The organism is Corynebacterium sp. HMSC30G07 (genome assembly GCF_001806945.1).
Classification (GTDB): Bacteria; Actinomycetota; Actinomycetes; order Mycobacteriales; family Mycobacteriaceae; genus Corynebacterium; species Corynebacterium riegelii.
The window spans coordinates 38,225-54,491 of sequence record NZ_KV786461.1 but is presented as its reverse complement, the minus strand read 5'-3'; the positions used below and the strand labels follow the sequence as shown (position 1 = coordinate 54,491).

General features: G+C 57.6%; 15 protein-coding genes and 1 tRNA gene. 8 read left to right on the top strand and 8 right to left on the bottom strand.

Annotated elements, in window-relative coordinates:
• Window positions 1-2: 2 nt before the first annotated feature.
• Genes rsmD through HMPREF3104_RS05455 form a run of 3 tightly spaced genes read left to right on the top strand, consistent with a single transcriptional unit; the run spans window position 3 to window position 1,862 of the window.
• Window positions 3-608, top strand: a complete 606-nt coding sequence (gene rsmD / locus HMPREF3104_RS05465; protein WP_052204507.1) for a 16S rRNA (guanine(966)-N(2))-methyltransferase RsmD — start codon at window positions 3-5, stop codon at window positions 606-608.
• A 1-nt stretch (window position 609) separates the two neighbouring features.
• The gene (coaD, locus tag HMPREF3104_RS05460) at window positions 610-1,113 is read left to right on the top strand and encodes a pantetheine-phosphate adenylyltransferase (RefSeq protein ID WP_070494719.1); all 504 of its coding nucleotides are present in this window, start codon (window positions 610-612) and stop codon (window positions 1,111-1,113) included.
• On the top strand, window positions 1,110-1,862 hold the full coding sequence (locus HMPREF3104_RS05455) for a sulfite exporter TauE/SafE family protein (RefSeq protein WP_070494718.1): 753 nt from the start codon (window positions 1,110-1,112) through the stop codon (window positions 1,860-1,862). The genes coaD and HMPREF3104_RS05455 overlap by 4 nt, the downstream gene beginning before the upstream one ends.
• On the opposite strand, the gene HMPREF3104_RS05450 is transcribed toward HMPREF3104_RS05455, so the two are convergent.
• The 5 genes from HMPREF3104_RS05450 to HMPREF3104_RS05430 all read right to left on the bottom strand — a co-directional run bounded on the left by HMPREF3104_RS05450 (window position 1,859) and on the right by HMPREF3104_RS05430 (window position 7,414).
• Complete coding sequence (locus tag HMPREF3104_RS05450; protein WP_070494717.1) at window positions 1,859-2,632, bottom strand: amino acid ABC transporter ATP-binding protein; 774 nt, start codon at window positions 2,630-2,632, stop codon at window positions 1,859-1,861. The genes HMPREF3104_RS05455 and HMPREF3104_RS05450 overlap by 4 nt on opposite strands.
• Before the next feature lie 6 nt (window positions 2,633-2,638).
• Window positions 2,639-3,616: an amino acid ABC transporter permease gene (locus HMPREF3104_RS05445; protein WP_070494716.1), complete on the bottom strand. Its 978-nt coding sequence runs from the start codon at window positions 3,614-3,616 to the stop codon at window positions 2,639-2,641.
• A 37-nt stretch (window positions 3,617-3,653) separates the two neighbouring features.
• Complete coding sequence (locus tag HMPREF3104_RS05440; RefSeq protein ID WP_070494715.1) at window positions 3,654-4,562, bottom strand: ABC transporter substrate-binding protein; 909 nt, start codon at window positions 4,560-4,562, stop codon at window positions 3,654-3,656.
• A gap of 90 nt (window positions 4,563-4,652) precedes the next feature.
• Window positions 4,653-5,273: a hypothetical protein gene (locus HMPREF3104_RS05435; protein WP_070494714.1), complete on the bottom strand. Its 621-nt coding sequence runs from the start codon at window positions 5,271-5,273 to the stop codon at window positions 4,653-4,655.
• A gap of 50 nt (window positions 5,274-5,323) precedes the next feature.
• Entirely contained in the window at window positions 5,324-7,414 is a 2,091-nt protein-coding gene (locus HMPREF3104_RS05430) for a metallophosphoesterase family protein (protein ID WP_070494713.1), read from the bottom strand.
• 204 nt (window positions 7,415-7,618) lie between these two features.
• On the opposite strand from HMPREF3104_RS05430, the gene HMPREF3104_RS05425 reads away from it, so the two are divergent.
• Together HMPREF3104_RS05425 and HMPREF3104_RS05420 are read left to right on the top strand one after the other, a co-directional pair.
• Window positions 7,619-7,954: a DUF2314 domain-containing protein gene (locus tag HMPREF3104_RS05425; protein WP_201820435.1), complete on the top strand. Its 336-nt coding sequence runs from the start codon at window positions 7,619-7,621 to the stop codon at window positions 7,952-7,954.
• A gap of 101 nt (window positions 7,955-8,055) precedes the next feature.
• Window positions 8,056-8,487, top strand: a complete 432-nt coding sequence (locus HMPREF3104_RS05420; RefSeq protein WP_070494738.1) for a hypothetical protein — start codon at window positions 8,056-8,058, stop codon at window positions 8,485-8,487.
• 144 nt (window positions 8,488-8,631) lie between these two features.
• Here the strand turns inward: HMPREF3104_RS05420 and HMPREF3104_RS12040 are convergent, their stop codons facing one another.
• The 3 genes from HMPREF3104_RS12040 to dcuC all read right to left on the bottom strand — a co-directional run bounded on the left by HMPREF3104_RS12040 (window position 8,632) and on the right by dcuC (window position 11,310).
• On the bottom strand, window positions 8,632-9,207 hold the full coding sequence (locus HMPREF3104_RS12040) for a hypothetical protein (RefSeq protein WP_083278947.1): 576 nt from the start codon (window positions 9,205-9,207) through the stop codon (window positions 8,632-8,634).
• A gap of 476 nt (window positions 9,208-9,683) precedes the next feature.
• A tRNA-Leu gene (locus HMPREF3104_RS05415) sits at window positions 9,684-9,760 on the bottom strand.
• 92 nt (window positions 9,761-9,852) lie between these two features.
• Window positions 9,853-11,310 (bottom strand): C4-dicarboxylate transporter DcuC, encoded by a 1,458-nt coding sequence (gene dcuC, locus HMPREF3104_RS05410; RefSeq protein ID WP_070494712.1) that lies wholly within the window; start codon window positions 11,308-11,310, stop codon window positions 9,853-9,855.
• A gap of 270 nt (window positions 11,311-11,580) precedes the next feature.
• On the opposite strand from dcuC, the gene HMPREF3104_RS05405 reads away from it, so the two are divergent.
• From HMPREF3104_RS05405 to polA, 3 genes are all read left to right on the top strand, one after another.
• Window positions 11,581-12,672, top strand: coding sequence for a single stranded DNA-binding domain-containing protein (locus HMPREF3104_RS05405; RefSeq protein ID WP_070494711.1), 1,092 nt, complete (start codon window positions 11,581-11,583; stop codon window positions 12,670-12,672).
• Between the two features lie 63 nt (window positions 12,673-12,735).
• A complete protein-coding gene (locus HMPREF3104_RS05400; protein ID WP_070494710.1) occupies window positions 12,736-13,473 on the top strand; it encodes a PAQR family membrane homeostasis protein TrhA in 738 nt (245 codons plus the stop codon).
• A 10-nt stretch (window positions 13,474-13,483) separates the two neighbouring features.
• Window positions 13,484-16,129, top strand: a complete 2,646-nt coding sequence (gene polA, locus HMPREF3104_RS05395) for a DNA polymerase I (RefSeq protein ID WP_371441040.1) — start codon at window positions 13,484-13,486, stop codon at window positions 16,127-16,129.
• The last annotated feature ends 138 nt before the right edge of the window (window positions 16,130-16,267 follow it).

Sequence of the window (16,267 nt, the reverse complement as noted above, 5' to 3'; positions counted from 1 at the left end):
CAATGACCCGAATCATTTCTGGTGAGGCCCGCGGCCGCAAGATTAAAGTGCCGCCGGAGGGCACCCGTCCAACTTCGGATCGCGCACGTGAGGGCCTGTTCTCTTCGCTCCAGGTGCGCTTCGGGTTTATCGGTGAGCGAGTGCTTGACCTTTTCGCTGGCTCCGGCGCGCTCGGCTTGGAGGCAGCCTCGCGTGGTGCGGAGTCTGTGGTCTTGGTGGAGCAAGACGCCAAGGCCGTGGAGATTATCAAGCACAACGCTGGTGTGGTAGGGCATCCGAATGTGACCATTGAGCAGGCCAAGGTGTCTGACTACGTGGCGCGTGCCCCGCGCAAGCACTTCTCCATGGTGCTGGCGGACCCGCCCTATGACCTGGCTGATGAGGCGGTGGCGGAAATGGTTGAGGCGCTTAAGCCTTTGCTGGTCGACGGCGCCGTGGTAGTCATCGAACGCCACCGCGAAAGCCCTGAGACCGACTGGCCTGCGGAATTTACCCCAACTGGGCAGAAGCTGAAGAAACGTCTCTACGGCATTGCGCGTATGGATATGGCTGTCTACACCGACCCTGATGCACCCGAAGCACCTGACACGTCTGAAGGAGAAGCCTAGGATGACCACCGCGGTTTGCCCCGGCTCGTTTGACCCAATCACCAACGGACACTTGGACATTGTTACTCGCGCCGCGCGCCACTTTGACAAGGTCATCGTGCTTGTTACTGGTAATCCCACCAAAAAATCGGGGCTTTTTAGCATTGAAGAGCGTGTAAACCTCATCCGCGAAGTTACCCAGCATCTGCCTAACGTCGAGGTGGATAACTGGGGCGGGCTGCTGGTGGATTACACCACGGCCCACGGTGTGACGGCGTTGGTGAAGGGGCTTCGCACGGCGCTTGATTATGAGTACGAGCTGCCCATGGCGCAGATGAACCGCAGGCTCACCGGCGTGGATACGTACTTTTTGCTCACGGATGAAAAGTACGGCTACATTTCGTCTTCTTTGACCAAGGAAGTGGCCAAGTACGGCGGCGACATCACGGGTCTTGTCCCTGATCACGTGCGCGAGGCGATGGTGGAGAAGCTGCGTCCGAGTGAGGCGCCGGGTGAGGCGCAGTGACGGCAATCCTTGTCGGTATTTTCTTTGCCATCTTCGGTGGCGCCGCACTGCAACGAATCTCAGGCATGGGTTTGGGACTTATCGCAGCGCCTGCGCTGTCGGTGTTGCTAGGCCCGGTCTCTGGCGTGCTGATGGTCAACGTGTTGGCCACCATGAACGCCGTGGCCAACACGTATTCCATGCGGGAGCGTGTGGATTGGAAGCGGTTTGCGCCAATTGCCGCTGCGCTTGTGTTGGGGGCGGTGCCGGGTGCTTTTTTGATCCGTGCGATTTCCACAGACCTGCTGCTGATCATTGTGGGCGTGTTGCTCTTGATCGCGCTGAGTACCGTAACCCTGGGCAAGCGCTACATCCCGAATATTGAGGGCACGGTGCCCTCAGTAATTGCCGGCACTGTCGGCGGGTTTATGAACACACTTGCCGGTGTAGCGGGGCCTTCGATTACCGTCTACGCACACGCGGCGCGGTGGCCGAAGGAGATCTACGCGGCAACGCTGCAGCCGATCTTTTTGGTTGGCGGGGCAGTGTCCTTTGCCATCAAGGAAGCGACGGGTGCCGCCAATCTCGCCGCTGTTACCCCAGAGACGTGGGTGGTTGGCATCATTGCGATGGTGCTGGGCATCATCGTTGGCACCCGTGTGGCGCCGCGCGTGCCGGTGAACCTGGCGTACCGCATTGCGTTGTCGCTTGCTATCTTCGGCGGGTTCACCGCGCTTGTGCGCGGCCTGGTTGGGATGCTCAGCGCTTAGAACAGGGTGGACAGGAACGCCTTGGTGCGTTCCTCCTTCGGGTTATCCAGCACCTCATCGGCTGTGCCCTGCTCAACAATCACGCCATCGGCCATGAAGACGATGTTGTCTGCAACCTCGCGGGCAAAGGCCAACTCGTGGGTAACTACCAGCATGGTCATGCCATCATCTGCAAGCTGGCGCATGACGCGCAGGACTTCGCCGACGAGTTCGGGGTCGAGGGCGGACGTTGGCTCGTCGAAAAGCATGAGCTTTGGATCCATGGCAACCGCACGCGCGATAGCCACACGCTGCTGCTGACCACCTGAGAGTTGGATGGGGTAGGCATCCGCCTTGGACTCCAAACCGACCATCCTGAGCAGTTCCATCGCGCGGGCCTTTGCCTGTGCTGCGGGCATGCCCTTGACGTGGACTGGGGCCTCAATGATGTTGTCCAGCACCGTGCGGTGGCCAAACAAGTTGAAGTTTTGGAACACCATGCCAATCTCACGGCGCTGCTTGGCGGCGTCCTTTTCGCTCATCTCATGCAGCACGCCGTTGCGCTCGCGGTAACCAATCAGCTCAGCATCCACATACAGGCGGCCGGCCGTGACCTTCTCCAAGTGATTTACGCAGCGAAGCAGCGTGGACTTACCGGAACCAGACGGGCCGATGATGCAGGTGACAGTACCCGGCATAACCTCCAGATCAATGCCCTTGAGCACATCCAGATTGCCGAACGACTTCCAGACATCCACCGCCTGGACCATGGGTGTGTGTTTAACGGTCATGGTGTGTTAGCGACCTTTCTTCTCGGGAGCTTCGATGATCTGGACATTGTTCGGGATCGTGCCCTCAGCGTCAGCAAGGCTAGCCAGCTGACGAGCGGTGAGCTGGCGAGTCACACCACGGTCAAAGTAGCGCTCCAAGTAGTGCTGGCCAACCATCAAAATCGAGGTGATGACCAGGTACCAGGTCGCCGCAACCAAAAGCAGCGGCACCGGCTCAAAGAGTGCTGCAGCAATGTCCATCGAGCGGCCGTAAAGCTCATAGGAGTAAGGCACCGCAACCACAAGAGAGGAGGTCTTGAGCAGGGAGATGAACTCATTGCCGGTTGGCGGGATAATGATGCGCATAGCTTGGGGTAACACGGTGCGTCGCATAGTTTGAGACCAGCCCATACCCAGCGCCTTAGATGCCTCAATCTGGCCCTCTGGCACTGAGGAGACACCGGAGCGGACAATCTCGGCCATGTACGCCGCTTCATTCAGACCAAGGCCGACTACCGCCAGCATGAACGCCGAAGAGGTAAACGGATCAAGGGAGATCTGGGCGAAGCCAACATTGATGGAATCATAGATCGCGCCGATCAGACCCCAGAACATCAACTGCACATACACCGGGGTGCCACGGAAGATCCAGAGGAACAGCCACGCGATGGACTTAAACACCGGGTTCGGGCTCATACGCATCACGGCCAGCACCACGCCGCCTACCACACCGATCAGCATGGCCAGCACCGTAATGGCGATGGTGTGCAGCGCCGCCGTAGCAATGCGGGTATCCAGCAGGTAGGCGAAGTAAGTGGACCAGCCGTAGGCCTCGTTGCGTGCCGCGCCGATAACAAACCAGATAGCAAGCGCCAAAAGCACCGCGGCTAATACCCAACGGCCCGGGTGGCGAAGCGGCTTTGCCTCAATGCGCTGCGGACGCTGCTTTGTTCCTGGCTGTTGTGATCCGTCCCCGCCGGTGGGCAGTGTTACTTGATTACTCATTGTCTAAAAATCCCTGTCTTTACCGTTGTCTTTACGGCTACTGCCTAATCGGCTCTTCATTAATCAACGCTTCTTCAAGGTGCCCGTTGTCCACACCCCACTGCGCAAGAATCCGGTCATAATCGCCAGTGTCAATGAGATGCTGCATAGCTGCCGCAAGCGCAGGTGCGAGCTCCGAGCCCTTTGGCACCGCAATGCCGTACGGGGCTGCATCAAACATCTCACCGGTCAGCACAAGCTTGCCGTCAGAACGCTGGACCGCCCACGCTGTCACGGGGGAGTCAGCGCTGACCGCATCAGCACGCCCAACAAGTGCTGCAAGTGAGGCGTTATCCGCGGTATCAAAAGACAGCACCGTGATCGGTTCCTCGCCAGCTTCTTCGCAGGCCTCGCTCTTCGGGCGTACGTCGTCTGTCTCAGAGACTGTCGTGCGCTGTACCGCGACCGTCAAGCCGCATGGGTTGCTCGGGTCAATATCCGTACCGGGCTGCGTTGCCCACTGGATGCCGGCGTAGAGGAAGTTGACAAAGTCAAAGGTCTTGCGGCGTTCCTCATTATCGGTAAACCCGGACATACCAGCATCAAGGCTGCCGGCTTGAACTGCGGGCAAGATGAGTGAGAAGTCCATCTCCTGCGGGTCAAACTCAAGCCCCATGATGCTGGCTAGTGCGCGTCCAAGGTCAAGCTCTAGGCCAATGAGCTTGCCTTCAGAGTCTTTGAACTCAAATGGTGCAAATGGGGGATTGGCGCCGATGGAAAACTTGCCGTCCGCACTGACCTCTGGCGGCACCATGGCTGCGATCTCCGGAACGGTGTCGGGCTCAATAGCCTCCCAGCCCTCCGGGTTGCCGCCCTCATGGTTGGTCACGCAACCTGCAAGGCTCACCGTTGCTGCAAGGGCGACAACGGCGGCCGAGGCGCGTTTGATGTGTTGTGAAATGTGCATAGGTCTTTCGGGTTAAAAATTACGCTCCACTGCATAATAAACCTTGCGCCCATGCATGCGGGAATCCTCCCGGCGCGCCCTGCGGGCGGATTAGAAAGTAAGCGTCGGGATTTCCACACCTGCGTAGCGAAGCCCACGCATCACCAACTCAGTCACCTGACCGATGACCAGCAAGCCGAGCAGAACCGGGATGATGACAGACGTTGCCTGGCTGGAGCCGCGGGAGCTTTGCGCCCAATCGCCGGTGAACATGCCGGAAGACATCATGGAAGAACCCTGCAGCTCCTGCTTGAACAGCTCAACAGGGTTTGCCGTATCAGGGATGGCGGAGCCGACCGCCCATGCCTGGACGAAGTCCTTGCCTTCACCCTCTGGCATGTCCTTGGTCCAGTCCAGGAACATGTCGGAACTGGAGACCTTCTTCAGCGGGTTCTTGTCTGGGTCGATGTACATCGGGTCGGTGTACGGATCCGGGTTCAGCTTCTCCAGGGCCGGGGAAGGTGCGCCCAGGGTTGGCCGCGGCGGAACATTCTTCGACTCATCACGAGTGGAGCCGGCCTTCTCGGCAGAGGATTCAGCGTCCTGGTTGTCCGTCTTATCCGTCTTATCCGAGCTCGAAGTGGTGTCACCCTCAACCGCCACTGCGGATACAGCGGTAGAGCCGGTGAAGATGACAGCAGCAGCAAGCGAGGAGGCAAGAATTTTACGCATGACGGAGATAATAACGGTTTACGCAGGCTACGACCAACGCTTGCGGTTTACTAGATGTTGAATGCGCTGCGCGCTTGCTCGATTGCAGCCTTTACTGCGGGTGGCAGCGGCAGTGCGTCAGCGTTGAGAGCGACGAAGCCCAGTGCTCCCAAGAGTGCTGCGAGCACGCCAACAGCGATTCCAACGCCTGCCAGTGCAGATGAGGAGCTCGAATCTTGCTGCGAGCTGCCCGATGCCGGATCACACTTCACGTCACGCTTCGTGGGGCGGCCGTCCTTGTCCAACAGGATTTCCTGGACGTCGTTGTAGACGCGGCGCTCCACACGAACAAGGTCGTAGTTGGAGTCCAAGACGGGGAACAGGTACACCGGCGTGGTTGTTAGCTTCGCTGCGACGTTGTTGGAGCACTTGAGCGGCTCCAGATCCATCTGCAGGTGGCCATAGTGCTTGCCGCCGTCCTTGAGCTGGCGCACACCGTTTTCGTCGTCGATCCACATTTCCGGCTCATCGGACTGTGCCATCCACTCGCGGTAGGTGTTGAAGTCAATAGGCGAGTAGGTCCCGTCCTCATTCTTGACCCGGTAGTCGCCGCGCAGCCCGTCGGCGGCCACACCCACGTCGAAGTTGTGGAAGCCGATGCCGTCGCCGTCATCATCAATGAAGGACCGCTCGAACATCTCGTCGTGGCCGCTGATTACCGCGGTGACACCGTACTTCTCAAAGAGCGGGGTGTACACACGCATCGGGGTACCTGGTTGTGCATCCGGGGTAGCGGACGCGGTTGCCGTGCCATGCACGCCCGAGGAGTACGGGGTGTGGTGGAACTGGACAATGATGTACTGGCCTTTTTCGCGAGCATCTGCAAGCTGCTTTTCTGCCCACTTCCACTGCTCGGAGCCTTCGCTGAAGTCTGGCTGGCTGGTGCCGCCTGCAGCATGCATGCCTTCCATGGTGAAGGAGGTGTTGGTGTCTTTGCCCCAATCGCCTTTCTCAGCAAAGAACTCCTTGTCATTGCCAGGAATGGCCTTTTCCTTCTCCTCCTTGGCATTCTCATCCGGCAGCCCCTTGGTGGAGTCCAGCGTGATCACGGTGACTGGACCGTGATCAACGCGGTAGTAGGAGTCTTCGTGCTCTGGGGTGTCAGAGCCAAACGTGTCGAAGTACGTCATGTAAGCGTTTCGGCCCTTGGCGGCACCCCAAGCAATACCATCTGCATCCTGGTAGGAACCGTTGGCTGCACCAAACGTCTCCCAGTTGCCCAGCGCAGTCAGCATTGGAGTGGAGCCTGCCAGATCACCGTGCTCACCGGCGACATAGCCGAAGTACTCATCCCAGCCAGGCTGGTAGCCGCCACCTTGGCCCAAGTCACCCGCAACGAGAAGCAGGTCTGGCTTCTGCTTGGAAATCTCGCCAATGTTGTACTTCATCGCTTCATCCTGGGTGAGCGGGTAGCGCGGCTCGGGTACACCAAGGCGAGTGTTGCTGCCGAACTTTTCAAACCAAGCGGAGCCTTCACCAGGGCGGTCCAGGGAACCTTCTGCGAAGGAACGGTTGCGCTCCCACTCGCGAGCACCGTCGATCTTCGGGCGGCCAGCGGGCTCCGTTTCGGTGTCAGAGAACGCCACGATACGAATGTTGTCCCAAGTATCTGCAGTTGGTGCCGTAGTAAACGAGTTCGTCTTGGAAACACCGTCGAGAGTAACCGTGTACTCATAGGTGGTTGCCGGCTTCAGTTCGGTGAAGGTCACCGAGTACTTGTAGTTGTTGTTGGACTTCAGCCAGGAGCCCTTCTCAAGGCCCTTGATCTCCTGGTCACGCTCCTTGACGGTGTAACGCAAGTGCTCCTGCAGCTCGCCCTTGATGGTCTCAGACTTGACCTCCTTGCCAGCTTCCTTGAGTACTACGGTCGCGTCGGTACCAAGTTCGCCGAAGAAGTTCAGCGTCATTTCGTCAGCGGCAGGCTTCTGCAGGTAGGGCAGGACACGGAAACCCGGCTGGGGCGCACGCGGATGCTCATTGATATCGAGGTAGGTGTAGTTCGGAGCCTCTGCAGCGTTAGTTACCGGTGCGGCAATAGCGGAGGTGAAGGCAGCTGCAGCGATGACGGTGGCTGGGATTAGGCGGTGAGAGCGACGAGACATGGGAAAACCTTTCCTGGAGACTGGCTGGGGTTTCTCTGATTAGAGCCCAGCGAAGTAAACGAAAGGTGAGGAGTAGCGAAAGAGTGGGTGAACCTTCTCAAGGTGCAGTGCGTGTACCGACGGTAGCTTCCTAGGCGGTTCCGCAGACTGAATTAAAGGCAAAGTTGATGGGCTGCAGTGTGAGAAAAGTGTAAGAATATCTGCATGACTTTTGACGATTTCGAAATGCCCAAGCCCGTTGACTACCACCTTGAAAACGGCGAGGAACTTCATGCTCAATACCCGGATACGTTCGGCCTCCCGAAACGATCCGCACGTGAGAACCTCAAGGTGGGGGACATAGTCAAGCTGATCTTCGTGCTGAATGATCCTGACCCCAGCATGCCAGGCGCTGAACGCATGTGGGTTACCGTTTCGGCAGGGCGAGGGAGTAACTACGTCGGCGAGCTGAATAACGAGCCCGCTCTGGTGCAAGGCGCAAAGGTCGGGGACTTCATCGAATTCGGGCCGGAGCACGTCATCGATATTTACGAGGAGTGACGTAGTGGCGGCACGGGATGCTTCGCCCCGACGAAAGAATCGAGATCGTCGGTAGCATTTACGACATACAGCGAGAAGCATCCACGAGGAGGTCGAACTCCATGAACGGAAATATTGAAGCTTTACTGTTCTTCGGCGGGGCGATTCTATTTATGGTTCTCTGTTGGACCTTCTACCTCCGGGTCGTTCGGAAAGTACCTCAAGATGAGGAATGGTATGACGCATCCGAACCAGAGGGTGCAGACAGTGATGGCGCGCTCTTCATCTTTCCTTACGGCTCGCTAATTCTGGGTGCTCGCGGTATCGAGGGCCTGGTAAGAATGGCCAACTTTCCCGATCCCGTCCAGACCGTGCTGCTTGTTCCGCCCGTTGTACTTCTGATCATCGGATTCATTGGATTTACGGGTGCGGTTGGCATTCCGCTGCCGTGGCCTTTTGTCCCGCGCTGGGTCGTGGACATCCGTAAAGCCAAACGCGCGAGAAGGCGGGAACGCTGGCAAGGCGGGAAAACGAACAAAAGCCCCGAGACATAACTGGAAGCGTTGTCTCGAGACTTCACCTGGGTCCTTGAGGGAGAGTCGCAGTAGTTATTGCCGAACCTTGAAATGGCTACTCGGGTGCCTCTCTCTCCGATACTTAGGTGCTGTTGGGCGCGAGGACGATGCCGCTTTGATTTGCTATTGAGATTTTGAAACAAAATCCAAAACATCTTTCCAACCATCGTCTTCTGTCCCATAACCCCAAAGTTTTTCCGAAATATCCTCCAATTTTCCTATTTCAGTCTTATATTTTTTGCTAACTATTTTTCTATCTTCCAAACTGATAGAATTTAATTTTTCATCTTCAACTTTAAATCTAGGGTTACTTAAAACGTTTATTACATCGTAGTGAGTCTTTTCATTCGTTTCCTTTTCAAAATTAAGAAACTCAACTCCTACATTTCCAAAATATTCATTTAGCCAGGCGATAGTATTGTCGAATTGATTTTTTAATTCTATCAATCCTAACTCATTCAATGTGCCTGTTACATGCGGCAATATGGCGTAACCTTCTGTAAAAATATAATTCCAGCCATCAGATTTCCAGCCCCCTATCAGATTGACAATTATATGAAACGTGAAAGTTTCATATCCAACTTCTTTTTTGATTTCCTCTAATGAGCCAAGTCTCCAAATGTCATCTGAGATACTTGCAAATTTTGATTCATAATCCAGATCATCATATTTCGCCAATAATGGTGTTAAATCATTCATAGTTATAAACCTCTATTCCCATTCTTTTATCTGCCACGATTCTTTATCTACATAGTGGCTTCTTTTATCTTTGTAATGCTTTTCTGTCTTGACGTTGACTGCATCGCCACAAGGGCCTGACCCCTGAGAGTAGCCACCATGAGATGGTGAACTTATGGTGTGTACTTTAGGGCAACGTTATGCTGTGCGCGCTTTGAGCTTTGTGTGTGCTTCGTACTCTGCAGGGGTGGGGTACTTGCGCTGGGAGTGTATTCAGTCTTCGGCTGGTGTTGTAGCGCACGCACCACGAGAAGACTTCCCTCCGACAGACCAGATGAACGAAGAGATCGTATTGTCGAATTGGCTTGGCGTTCCTTTGCCCCCAAATCCACACGAAATGTCCCTTAACCCTTTTAGGAATTGCTGCACTGTGAAAGTGGGGGTGCGGAGGTCGTTGTAAAGCGGAAGGCCTCGGAAAATTCCGAGGCCTTAGTTAGTGGTGCCCCAGGTGAGACTCGAACTCACACTGGACGGGTTTTGAATCCGTTGCCTCTGCCAATTGGGCTACTGGGGCAACGTCAGGAGAGTATATAGCAGGGATACTCCCCGACGTGAATCGCGTGGTCACCGCACTAGAACAAGACGATGAACCAAGCGTTGACAGACCTACGCGATAAACAGGAACGCGAAGATCACAGAAGCGATGGTGCCAGCAAGCATCGGCACCATGGTGCGACGCACCAGGTCGATTGGGTTGACGTTGAGCGCACCCGCCACAATGATCACCGCGGCGTTGACCGGGGATCCTTGGCGCATCAGGTTGGATGCGGACCAAATGGAGGTCAGCATCTGCGGTGCGTGGATAGAAGTCTCGGCTGCCAGTCCCGGAACCATCTCAGAAAACGCGAAGTAAGGGGCCACACCAGAGCCGGTAACCAGCGCCATAAGTGCGGTGGCCGCAACGAACACGATCACCATAAGTACCGCGGCACCGGAGGACTTCTGTGCCAAGTTGGTCAGGCCCTCAATCACGCCCATCTGGGTGATGCCCTCAACCAGAACAGCTGCAGCAACAATCAGGGCGACAACGCCTGCGGCAGCTTCACCAAGTCCAGCGAAGAACTCTTTCAGAGAATCCACGGCGTAGTTGATGTTCTTTAGGCGGATTGCCTCAATGATCATGGTCAGCATCAAAGACACCACGGTTACCGGCAGAATGTCAGCCTCAAAGCTGATTAAGTCCATGCGGTTGAGGATCGCGGAAACAATGATCAGCACCAGCGGCAACAGGGGCAGCACTGCGTAGAAACCAGGCAGGCCCTCGGCGCGCTCCACGGCCTCGCGCACACGGCGATCAGACTCGGACTCTTGGAGTTCGGCGGCGGTGTGGGGGGCGTCGTCAAGCGAGGGTGCCCCTACCTTGGCTGTAAGCTCTGCCTGTTTCTTGGCTGCATCCTTGATATCGCACCGACGCTGCCACCACATGTGTGTAAACGCAATCACGATCAGGGCGGGGATGGTGGACTTGGCCACGTTGTCAAAGACAAACTCCGTGACAGTCATGTCTGTGAGTGCCGCACCCTGGATCAGACCTGCCTCCAGAGGAGACGGCGCGATGGTCGACGAGGTCACGATAATCGCGCCCACCGTCAGCGGGGACAGGCCCGCGGCAATAAGTGCCGGCATGAGCGTTGCCACCAACAGCAATGACAGTGCAGACGCGGACGGCACGACCAATGAGAGCAACGTGCCAACGAGGAAGCCGAGTGGTACGAGCCAGTAGGAGCCGTGGAACCTGCGCAGCGGCTTGGACAGTGCAACCACCGTCTTCGCATCGGCGCCGATGTGACGCATGTATCCCACGAAACCGAACAGGACCATAATCGCCATGCCGGTGCCGGCGTAGCGGGACTTGAACAAAGACTCAATGATCAACAACTCGTCATAAAACGCGTTGCCGGACGGATCAAACTTTGCACTGGAGTACTCAATGCGGCCAGTGGCAGCCGCGATCATGAGAAGCAGCACACCAACCGCGAAGATTGCGGACGCGGCATGCACCTTCTTAAAAATGAAATAGCCGACAGCCGCAATCGCGGCCACGGCAAGCAGGATGTAAAACATCTACAGTTTCCCTACGCTTAGTCTGGTAATGCGCTGTTAAACCTATAACGGCATGCACCTGATCGCGGAACTCAAAGCGACGAAAACTATAAATGTGTGAAGGAACTCACCGTGTCCAATAATGCATGGGGACAACACCCTCGGCAGCCATATGTAGCCCAGTTCGCACAAGGTCCACAGTCTGGTGGTCAGCCTGGTGTACCGGGCGGGAGTACGCAGAGGAAGCGCGGAGCGAACCCGGAGACGTTACAGAAGGTTTTCCCGGTTGGCATGCTCACGCTGTTCCTGCTGACTATCGCTTCGGGCTTCCTGCGCTACCACACACTGACCGGATCGCTGTTGGGTGATGAGTTCTTCGCAGTTCGAAACCTGTACGGGTATGAAAAATATTTTGACTCAGATGGCCTCACCGAGACAGGCTTTGACTTCAAGATGACAATGCAGGGGGAGACGTTCAACCACTGGACAGCGATCCCTCTCGCGGCAGCAGGCGTGCTCGGCTTGTACCTGACTGCGGTAATCCTTACTCGGAGCGCTCGCTCATGGTGGGCCACACCAGTCTTTGGGTTGGTCGCCTCGCTTACTCAGTTCTTCTGGGTGATGCATCTGGCTAACTTCAAAGTGAAGTGGATATTTGATGATGCAGACGTCGAGCGGAAGTTCGACCTGTTTGGTGAAACTGGGTTCACCATTGGGCTCGGCGTCTGGTGCTGGATGGCGTTGGGCCTTATCGGGGCCGCTATCAGCGTGTTCGAGCTGATACGGATGCGGCGCAATGGCCAAGCGCAGGCGCTTTTCGGCCCTGTTGCTCCGGCTTCCAAACACTGGATCATGATGGCTGCAGTAGCCGCAGCTACCTTGCTGTTTGCCCTGCTTGCTCAGGATGCGGCGCGAGCAACAGCAAGCAGGTGGAACCCAACGTGGTTTTACGGCTTTGCCTACTGGGCGTTCATTGTCTCGATTGGTGTTGCGGTTCTGGTGGGGTTGCTGAAGCGCTGGACGCTGGCGTGGGTAATCACCGCAATTGTTTCCTGGTGGTTGTTCGCATGGTTCTTCATCAGTGACATTCAGACGGAAAACGCACTGTGGCAGAACAACCCAGGGGGCGTTGCGGTGTGGATCATCTGCGCTCTGGTTGGCATTATCGCCTCCGCGCGCGGATTGCGTTTGGCAACGCGTTCGCCGCAGTCGCCGGCTCAACCTAAGAAACCAGCCCAGCAGCAGCAAACCTGGGGATCACCGCAGCCACAGCAAACCTGGGGTTCGCTGCAACCGCAGCAACCACAGCCGTGGGGCTCACCGCAGCAGCCGTACCAGCAGCGTCCTTCCCAGCGCCCTTCACAAGGGCCGTTTAGCCGCTAAGATCTCGTCTACACTGCAACAAACACTGCAACAAACCTCGGGCCCACACGAGAGGCGGAACGCATGGCAGTAATCACTGAAGGCACAGTAGAGACCGTTGAGCTGCAAGACGGTCAGATCCGGCGTACCTGGATCGTCGCGGACCGCGGCGAGCGCCCGGCCACGCGCGGCTGGTTCCACGTCGGCGCGGCCTTCGGCTTTGCCATTGCTGCAGCGGTGCTGATCACGTTTGCGTGGATGACCTTGCCGTGGCTGCCCGCACTCGGGGTGACGGTCTACGGTGCGGGCCTGATTACGCTGTTCGGCGTTTCCGCGATGTATCACCGCTGGCCGTGGCGCTCTGCAAGCGCGGTCCAGTGGTGGCGCCGTGCTGATCACGCCACGATTGCCGTCTTCATCGCCGCTACCTATACGCCTTTGTGCCTGATCCTGTTTCCGCCGCGTACGGCCGGCATCATGCTGGCCGTGGCATGGGTGGGCGCGATCGCCAGCGCAATCCTCAACCTGGTGTGGATTGACCACCCACGCTGGCTGGACGTGGTGGTTTACGTTGCGTTGGGCTGGATTATCGTGCCGTTGGCGCCCGCGCTGTGGGCAATGGGCGGCATCATTCAAGCGGTGTTCATCCTGCTGCTGATCGGCGGCATTATCTACACCCTCGGCGCGGTGGTGTACGGCTTCAAGTGGCCGGGACGTTCAGCGCGAATCTACGGCTACCACGAGCACTTCCATACTGCGACGATCGTGGCGGCCATCCTGCATTTGGTGGCTATCTGGCTAGTGGTGGTCTACGCCGGGTAGCTTGGAGGCCGTGAGACGCCTTTTGCTTATCGACGGCCACTCGATGGCCTTCCGTGCCTTCTACGCGCTGCCCGTGGAGAATTTCTCCACGACTGGCGGCCAACACACCAACGCGGTCTACGGGTTCCTATCCATGCTCGCCAACATCGTGGCCGAGGAAAAACCCAGCCACATGGCGGTGGCGTTTGACGTGGGCCGCAAGACGTTCCGCACGGAGCGTTTCCCGGAGTACAAGGCACAGCGTGAATCCGCGCCGCCGGAGTTCAAGGGCCAGGTGCCGATTATTGAGGACGTGCTGGAAACACTTGGCATTGTCACCTTGAGCAAGGAGAACTTCGAGGCCGACGACATTGTGGCCACGCTGGTGACTGAGGCCCGCGCCGAGGGGGATTTTGAGATCGTCTTGGTCAGTGGTGACCGTGATTACATCCAGCTTGTGGACGATTCGACGACGCTTCTGTATCCCACCCGCGGCGTGTCCACCCTGACGCGCTTTACCCCTGATGAGGTGGTGAACAAGTATGGGCTGACGCCTGCGCAGTACCCGGATTACGCGGCCTTGCGTGGAGACCCGAGCGATAACCTGCCGGGCATTCCGAAGGTAGGGGAGAAGACCGCGCTGAAGTGGATCACGCAGTACGAAACCCTTGATGGCTTGATTGCCAATGCCGAGGAGATCGGCGGCGTTGTCGGTCAAAACTTCCGCGAGCGCATTGACCAGGTGCGCCTTAACCGCGAGCTGACTCAGATGGTCACCGACGTGGAGCTTCCCGTAGGCCCGGAGAATCTGGAGCTTCAGCCTGTCGACGTTGGCGATGTCGCCCAAAAATTCGACGATCTCGAATTTGGCGCGAACCTGCGCGAGCGCGTGCTCGCCGTCGTAGCAACCACCGGCGACGCTTCGGCAGATGCTGCTGATCGGGTGGTGGAGTTGGATGACGTGGTCGTCGATAAGGATGCCCTGGATGCGTGGCTGCAAGCGCGCGAGGGTGAGGGCCTGGCGCTGTACCTGACTGGTACTGCGACACCTGCAGGTGGTGACTGTGGTGGGTTGGCGATTGTGGATAAGCAGCGCCACGCCGTAACCCGCGAAACCAGCGAGCTGACCCCGGCTGAGGACGCGGCGCTGAAGGCGTGGATTGAGTCCGATTCGCCGAAGTACCTGCACGAGGCGAAGGCCGCCTTCCACATGCTCAAGGGCCGCGGCATGACGCTGCGTGGCATTGCGCATGACACGGCCATTGCCGCCTACCTGCTGCGTCCCGGTCAGCGTACCTATGCGCTGGAGGACGTCTACCAGCGCCACTTGAAGAAGCAGCTCACGCTTGGTGGGGACCAGTTGAGCCTGCTGGGAGATACCTCGCTGACCGATGCTGCGGCAGCAATCATGGAGCTTGCGGCGGCCCTGTCGGTGCAGCTGACAGAGATTGACTCCTATGAGCTGTACACCGACCTTGAGCTGCCGCTGGTTACTGTGCTGGCGGAGATGGAGCACGCTGGCATCGCCGTTGACTTGGACGTGCTTGAGGGGCTACGCAAGGACTACACCCACAAGGTGGCCCAGGTGGAGGAGGAGGCGCGGCAGCTTGTAGACGAGCCGACGCTGAACCTTTCCAGCCCCAAGCAGCTGTCCGTGGTGCTGTTTGAAAAGCTACAGCTGCCGAAGACGAAGAAGACCAAGACCGGCTACTCCACGGCAGCTGGTGAGATTGAGGCACTGGCGGAGAAGAACCCGCACCCGTTCCTGGACCACCTGCTGGCACACCGCGAGTACCAGAAGATGAAGACCACTATTGAGGGTCTGATTAAAACGGTGCAGCCGGATGGGCGTATCCACACCACGTTTAACCAGACGGTGACGTCAACTGGTCGTTTGAGCTCCGCGGAGCCGAACTTGCAGAACATTCCGGTGCGTACGGATGCGGGCCGAGTCATCCGTTCAGCCTTTGTGGTGGGTGAGGGCTATGAGTGCCTGCTGACCGCGGACTACAGCCAGATCGAGATGCGTGTGATGGCGCACTTAAGTCAGGACGCTGGCCTGATTGAGGCGTACAAGGCAGGCGAAGACCTGCACAACTTTGTGGGCTCACGCGTGTTTGAGGTGCCTATTGATCAGGTCACACCTGAACTGCGCCGTCGTGTCAAGGCGATGAGCTACGGCCTGGTCTACGGGTTGTCCGCCTATGGCCTGTCCAACCAGCTGGGGATTCCTGCGGGTGAGGCGAAGCAGATTATGGAGAGCTACTTCGTGCGCTTCGGCGGCGTCAAGCGCTACTTGGATGAGGTGGTGGAGCAGGCGCGGCGTGACGGCTACACGTCTACCATCTTCGGTCGCCGCCGTTACCTGCCAGAGCTGAACTCCGATAACCGCGTCGCCCGAGAAAACGCTGAGCGTGCTGCGTTGAACGCGCCGATCCAGGGCACGGCCGCCGACATTATTAAGGTGGCCATGCTGCGTGTGGACGCTGCGCTTGCCACCAAGCGCTCCCGCGTCCTGCTTCAGGTCCACGATGAACTGGTTGTGGAGGTAGCGCCCGGGGAGTTGGACGAGGTACGCGAGATTGTGGAGCGTGAGATGGACGACGCAATCGAACTGCTGGTGCCGCTTGAGGTTTCCGCTGGTACGGGCAAAAACTGGGACGAAGCAGCGCACTAGCCCGCCTATCGCTGTTCCTTCTCCTTCTTTGCAAAGCTTGCCTTTGCAAAGGGAGCGGGTGGCTGGAATTAGTTTCGTTGGTGACCAGCCACCCGCTCCGGAAACGGCATCCCCGTCTGCCGCGACCCCGCCCGTTTT

What these genes read in the sequence shown, in the direction of transcription:
- HMPREF3104_RS05435 (WP_070494714.1), bottom strand. Translation starts at nt 5,273, where the DNA reads ATGCGTAAAATTCTTGCCTCCTCGCTTGCTGCTGCTGTCATCTTCACC.
- coaD (WP_070494719.1), top strand. Translation starts at nt 610, where the DNA reads ATGACCACCGCGGTTTGCCCCGGCTCGTTTGACCCAATCACCAACGGA.
- HMPREF3104_RS05405 (WP_070494711.1), top strand. Translation starts at nt 11,581, where the DNA reads ATGCTCACGCTGTTCCTGCTGACTATCGCTTCGGGCTTCCTGCGCTAC.
- HMPREF3104_RS05445 (WP_070494716.1), bottom strand. Translation starts at nt 3,616, where the DNA reads ATGAGTAATCAAGTAACACTGCCCACCGGCGGGGACGGATCACAACAG.
- HMPREF3104_RS05420 (WP_070494738.1), top strand. Translation starts at nt 8,056, where the DNA reads ATGAACGGAAATATTGAAGCTTTACTGTTCTTCGGCGGGGCGATTCTA.
- HMPREF3104_RS05400 (WP_070494710.1), top strand. Translation starts at nt 12,736, where the DNA reads ATGGCAGTAATCACTGAAGGCACAGTAGAGACCGTTGAGCTGCAAGAC.
- rsmD (WP_052204507.1), top strand. Translation starts at nt 3, where the DNA reads ATGACCCGAATCATTTCTGGTGAGGCCCGCGGCCGCAAGATTAAAGTG.
- HMPREF3104_RS05430 (WP_070494713.1), bottom strand. Translation starts at nt 7,414, where the DNA reads ATGTCTCGTCGCTCTCACCGCCTAATCCCAGCCACCGTCATCGCTGCA.
- HMPREF3104_RS05440 (WP_070494715.1), bottom strand. Translation starts at nt 4,562, where the DNA reads ATGCACATTTCACAACACATCAAACGCGCCTCGGCCGCCGTTGTCGCC.
- HMPREF3104_RS05425 (WP_201820435.1), top strand. Translation starts at nt 7,619, where the DNA reads ATGACTTTTGACGATTTCGAAATGCCCAAGCCCGTTGACTACCACCTT.
- dcuC (WP_070494712.1), bottom strand. Translation starts at nt 11,310, where the DNA reads ATGTTTTACATCCTGCTTGCCGTGGCCGCGATTGCGGCTGTCGGCTAT.
- HMPREF3104_RS05450 (WP_070494717.1), bottom strand. Translation starts at nt 2,632, where the DNA reads ATGACCGTTAAACACACACCCATGGTCCAGGCGGTGGATGTCTGGAAG.
- HMPREF3104_RS12040 (WP_083278947.1), bottom strand. Translation starts at nt 9,207, where the DNA reads ATGAATGATTTAACACCATTATTGGCGAAATATGATGATCTGGATTAT.